This is a genomic window from Streptomyces sp. MK37H, assembly GCF_018035285.1.
GTDB classification, from domain to species: domain Bacteria; phylum Actinomycetota; class Actinomycetes; order Streptomycetales; family Streptomycetaceae; genus Streptomyces; species Streptomyces endocoffeicus.
In genome coordinates, this window is record NZ_JAAAYH010000536.1 from 1 (window position 1) to 5,122 (window position 5,122).

Here is a 5,122-nt window from a genome sequence, read left to right on the forward strand (position 1 = left end):
CCGTCCGCGGGTACGGCCGCTCGGGGGTGCGCTGATGCGGTACGCGCGCCTGGGGCGCGTACCGGGTCTCGTACGCCTCCGGGTAGCCCTGGTAGGGGTCCAGGCGGGGCGCGTACAGCTGGACCGTGTCCACGTGCTCGACATGGCGCTCGCCGCCCGCCGGTGCGGTCGGTGCCGCCGGTGTGTCATCGGCGCTCTCGTCGGGCGGCAGCTCGGCGAGGTGCTCCAGGAGGATCTCGCCCTGGCCGTGGATGTTGCCGATGGCGACCAGGGAGGAGTCGGGGCCGAGGCGGCCGAGCAGCTCGGCCATGAACTCCTCGGGATCCCGGCGGTCACCGCCGAGGTCGACCGCGCGGTCCCGGTACTGGGCCGGGATGGCGTCGATGGCGGACTTGGCCGGGTGGCCGATGACGAAGACCTGCTCGGGGTCGAGGTCGGGGATGATCTCGCCCATCTGGCCGTTGCGCTCGACCCGGTCGGGGCGGCAGTTGATGACCACGTTGAGCGGGCGGTGGATGGCGCCGAGGTCGAGCAGCTGGTTGATGTTCATCAGCGTCGACTCGGGGTCGTTGGCCGCGAAGACGTTGGCGAAGCGCAGCTTCTTGCCGTCCTCGGTGGCATACCGCTCGACGGAGAGCACGCCGGGGTCCGGCGGGGCGTCGTACATGCCCTGGAGTGCGGTCGCGCGGTCGACGCCCACCAGCTCGGCGACGGTGAGCGCGATGGCCACGTTCTCCTTGAAGGTGAACCAGCTGAAGCCGCGCAGCTCCTCGTCGCTGACCGTCGTGGGGTCGGCGTAGATCAACTGGCAGTTCCGGGCGTCCGCCTCCTCCTGGAGGATGTGGAAGCGGTCCTGCTCGGCGGTGACGCAGATGCCGTTCTCCGGCATGGACCGGCACAGCGACCGGGCCACGTCGTCCAGCGTGGGGCCCATCTCGGCGAGGTGGTCCTCGCGGACGTTGCACAGCACGCCGATGGTGGAGCGGATCAGCTTGGACTGGTTGATCTCCTGGAGCGCCGGCATGACCGCCATGCACTCGATGACGAGCGCGTCCGGGTTGTAGGCGGCGGCGCGGCGCACGATGCCGATCTGCTCCACCACGTTGGCGATGCCGAACTTGCGGTAGACCGGTTCCTCGGTGGCGTCGGGGTGGATGAAGCGGGCCGCCGTACCGGTGGTCTTGGCCACGGTGGTCAGCCCGCCGCCGCGCAGGGCGCCCGCGCACAGCCGGGTGATGGAGGACTTGCCGCGGATGCCGTTGACCAGGACCCGGGTGGGGATCACATCGAGGTTGGTCTGGTGCCGCCGCTGTTCGACGATGCCGGCGATCAGCAGGACGGCCTCGCACACCACGAGCACGGTGTAGAGGAAGAGCACGGTGGGGCCTCAGTTCCTTCCGACGCCGGCGGGGGTCCGGCTGCCGCCGTCCCGTTTGCGGGGCTGCCCCTGGAGCTGCTGCCGGATCAGCTCCAGGCTGCGGACCACGGCGCCGACCTCGTCGTGGTGGCGTGGGAACAGCACGGTCTTGCGGTCGCCCGCGGCGAGCGCCTCGGCCTGTCCGGCCAGGGCGCGCAGGGGCCGTACGACGACGATGTGCAGCCAGCCCAGGCAGGCGGCCGCGGCGGTCAGCCCCAGCAGCCCGGCCAGCACGGTCCGGTTCTGCAGGCTGTACTCGGGGATCGCCAGGCCCGATGCGGGCTGCCAGCTGGCCAGGCTCCACTGGAGCGACTTGGCCGCGCCGCCGCCGCTGAACGGCGCGGCGGCCGCGACCCGTACCGTGCCGCCGCGCTGGACGGTGGCGTTCGCCTGCTTGGTGGCGAGCAGCGAGCTCATGTACGAGGGCGCCTTCTCGAAGGCGATGTAGCCGGAGTCGCCGCCGATGACCCGGCCCTTGGCGTCCACGACGCGGACCTCGCCCATGCCCTGGCGGCCCAGCAGCGCGTTGACGAACTCGATGCGGAACTCGCCGACGACGGCGGCGCCGCCCCGGCCGGGCGCCTGGGCGGTGGCGGTGACCACGGGCTTCTTGCCGCCCTCGCCGGTCACCTCGATGGCCTGTTTCGAGGGGCTCTTTCCGTCCTCGTGGTGGGGGCTGTCCCCGGCCCGCGCGAGGATCTCGCCGTCGGCGCCGAGGACGTACATCGACTGGTAGCGGTCGTGGTCCTGCATGGTGCGCTCCAGGACCTTCTTCATGTCCTCCGGCGTGGTGCGGTCCCCGATCAGGGCGGCGACCGCGGAGAGGTCGGCGTGGCCCTCGTTGAGCGCGCGGCGGACCCGGTCGCTGAGGGTGACGGTGCGGGACTTCTGGTCGTGGACGATCTGGACCGGGACCTTGACCGAGGAGTCGGCGCGGTTGAGCACCAGCATCAGCGGGACCGACCAGACGAGCAGCAGGACGGCGCAGACGGCGAGCAGGGCGCGGGCGCCCAGGCCCTTGCGCACGGCCGGGCCCGGGGCGTCGGCGGGCTCGCCCTGGAGCTGCCGGCGCAGCCGCTCGAGGGCGGCGCCCACCCGGGCGGCCTCGCCGGCCCTGGGCACGCTCACCGGGCGGGCGAGATCGCCGCGGGTGAGGCGGCGGCTCTCCAGGAACAGCCGGATCAGCGGGCGCTGCACGGTGCCCAGCAGCACCATCACCGCGAGCCCGCCGATGAGCAGCAGGGCGCCGGCGGCGGCCACGCCGAAGGCGGGGCGGGTGATCTGGGAGACCTTGGCGGAGACATCGACCCCGGTGACGACGGTCAGCCCGAGGCTGCTGGCGGTGGTGGGCTCACCGGGCCGGGGCGGGGTGAGCGTGGCGTAGCCGCCGACGGTGCGGACGTCCTCGGCGGCGCCCCCGGTGAGGTGGCCGCTGACGCCGGTGTAGCCGCCCGCGCCGGGCTCCTTGGCCTTGATGGGGTGCTGCCGGCCCTTGCGCGCGGCGGTCTTGGCGAAGGAGGCCAGCTGGTTCCTGGCCCGCTCGCTGTCCAGGGCGCCGTGGCTGGAGAGCAGCCGGCCGGTGGAGTCGACGACGCCGATGGCGCGGCCCGGGCCGAGGTCGACGCCGGGGAAGCCGAGGGTGCTGGAGGCGACGAGCAGTTGCTGCGGCCGGCCCTTCCACGACAGCAGGGCAGGGATGATCAGCCGGGTCTGGCCGTTCTCCAGGCGCACCATGCGCGGGGCCAGCCCGTCACCGCGGGAGAGCTTGCTGAGATCGATCGCGGTCAGCGGGACGTTCTCGCCGCGGGCGGCGAGCATCTTGCCCGACTTGATCTCGATGACGGCGGTGCCACGCCACTTCTGGTAGACCTCACCGACCTTGCCCAGGACGGTGTCGGCGGAGACCGGCTTGCCCTCGTTGAAGAGGGTCGCGGTGCCGGTGAGGTCGGTGACCGACTCGTCGAGCGACGCCCGCAGCGCGATGGCGCCGTCCTCGGCGACGTACTGCTGCGAGGTCAGGACCGCCTTGGGGACCAGGGCGTTGTCCGGTTTGCCCAGGGTGAGGGCGGTGATTCCCGCGAGGGAGAGAAGCAGAACCGACAGCACGGCTATGGGGGGACGAATACCTCCCACAAGCGACATATCGGCCCTTCGGCGGACCTTGTGCCGCCGCTTCGAACGCGAAGCGGCCACGGATGGGCTCCTCTCATGCAACTCACACCACACAGAGCGCACTCGAGTGCGATCCGGACCGTCAGACAGCCAGACGGATCAAAGGGTTGCACATCTTAAAGAAAAAACGAGGAAACCTGTTTGGTCTCAATCAAGTCCGGGCAAACGGCGGTCTGGCATTCTTTGCCGGTCGTTCACCCTGAGGTCATTCTTCGCCCGTCTCATCCCGATATGCCCCTGTAAAGCGGGTGGTTACGATGAGGCGGTCATGGCGAAGGTACGAGCGAAGGCGATCACCGTGGCGGCCGTCACGGTCGCGTTCGGCCTGCTCGTGGCGGCATTGAGCACGTATACGATCGCCCGGTCATCCGGAGACGACAACGGCCGTGCCTCGGACGGCGCGCGGGGCCCCGAGGTCCCGCTGGAGCGCAGGATCACCGACTTCGCCGCCGGGCTCGACCCCGACGGCGACTACCAGGAGCCGCGCCGCGCCGAACGCCGGGACGTCGCCCACGCGGTGGGCCTGATCCTCGACGGACACCCGGACCGCGCCCGCCCGCTCCTCGCCGACGTCGGCTTGCGGCTCCGTAAGCTCACCGACACCGGCACCGGCCGCCGCTACGCCGAGCTGTCCGACCGCACCGCGGACGGCCCCGATCCGCGCGGCTGGGCCCGGGTCTATGTGGACTCTCCGCGCCCGCCCGCTGGTCGGTCCAGGTGCCGCACCCGGTCTCCGACGCGGACACCGAACGGCTCGGCGCGCGCGTGCTCCTGGACTCCCCCGGCGGCGTCCTGGTGCTCGCGGGCGCCCACCGCAGGGCCGGGGACGACGATGCCGCCGACGCCGCCCACCGCACGGACTCGGTCTTCGACGCGGTCTGCGACGAGCTCGCCTGGCGCGGGCTGCCCGGCGTCCAGATCCACGGCTTCGCCGACGACTCCGCGCCGGGCCGGGACGTCATCGCCTCCACCGGTAAGGGCCGGGCGGGCCGCCCGGACGCCCGCCGCCTCTCGGCCGCCCTGACCGCGCGGCACTTCTCCGTCTGCCGCGCCTGGGTCCGCGGCTGCCCCCTGGAGGGGCGCGACAACGTCCAGGGCCGCAGGGCCGCCACCGAACATGTGCCGTTCCTGCACATCGAGTTCGCGCGGTCGGTGCGCGCGAGCGACAGACAGACCGGGCACGCGGTGGCGGCCATCGGCACGGTGACCGCGCGGTGGGCGAAGGACGCTTCGGGCTGACCGCCCGGCGGACCTTTCCCCTCCCCGCCCCTTCCCACTACCAGGGGCTCCGCCCCTGGACCCCGAGGTCTGGGGCGGAACCCCGCCACGCGGCGGAGCCGCATGGATGCTACGCGAAGGGTCGAAACCCCGGGCCGGGGTCAGGGGCAGAACCCCCGATCCGGGGCCTGGGGCGAAGCCCCGGGCCAGGGTCAGGAGCAGAACCCCCGATCCAGGACCTCGGACGCAACCCCGGGCCAGGGTCAGGGCAGAACCCCCGATCCGGGGCCTGGGGCGGAGCCCCGGACCAAGGTC

Annotated in this window: 3 protein-coding genes; 1 reads left to right on the forward strand and 2 read right to left on the reverse strand. The window is 72.4% G+C overall.

What is annotated here, in order from left to right; translation table 11 throughout:
- Positions 1-1,378 (reverse strand): poly-gamma-glutamate synthase PgsB (gene pgsB, locus GWI24_RS39985; RefSeq protein WP_210950934.1); only part of this gene is annotated, 1,378 nt, incomplete at its 3' end.
- Positions 1,379-1,387: 9 nt separating this feature from the next.
- On the reverse strand, positions 1,388-3,559 hold the full coding sequence (locus GWI24_RS39990) for a HAMP domain-containing protein (protein ID WP_210950935.1): 2,172 nt from the start codon (positions 3,557-3,559) through the stop codon (positions 1,388-1,390).
- Positions 3,560-4,306: 747 nt separating this feature from the next.
- Between GWI24_RS39990 and GWI24_RS45920 the strand changes: the two genes are divergently transcribed.
- Entirely contained in the window at positions 4,307-4,828 is a 522-nt protein-coding gene (locus GWI24_RS45920; protein ID WP_247617546.1) for a hypothetical protein, read from the forward strand.
- The last annotated feature ends 294 nt before the right edge of the window (positions 4,829-5,122 follow it).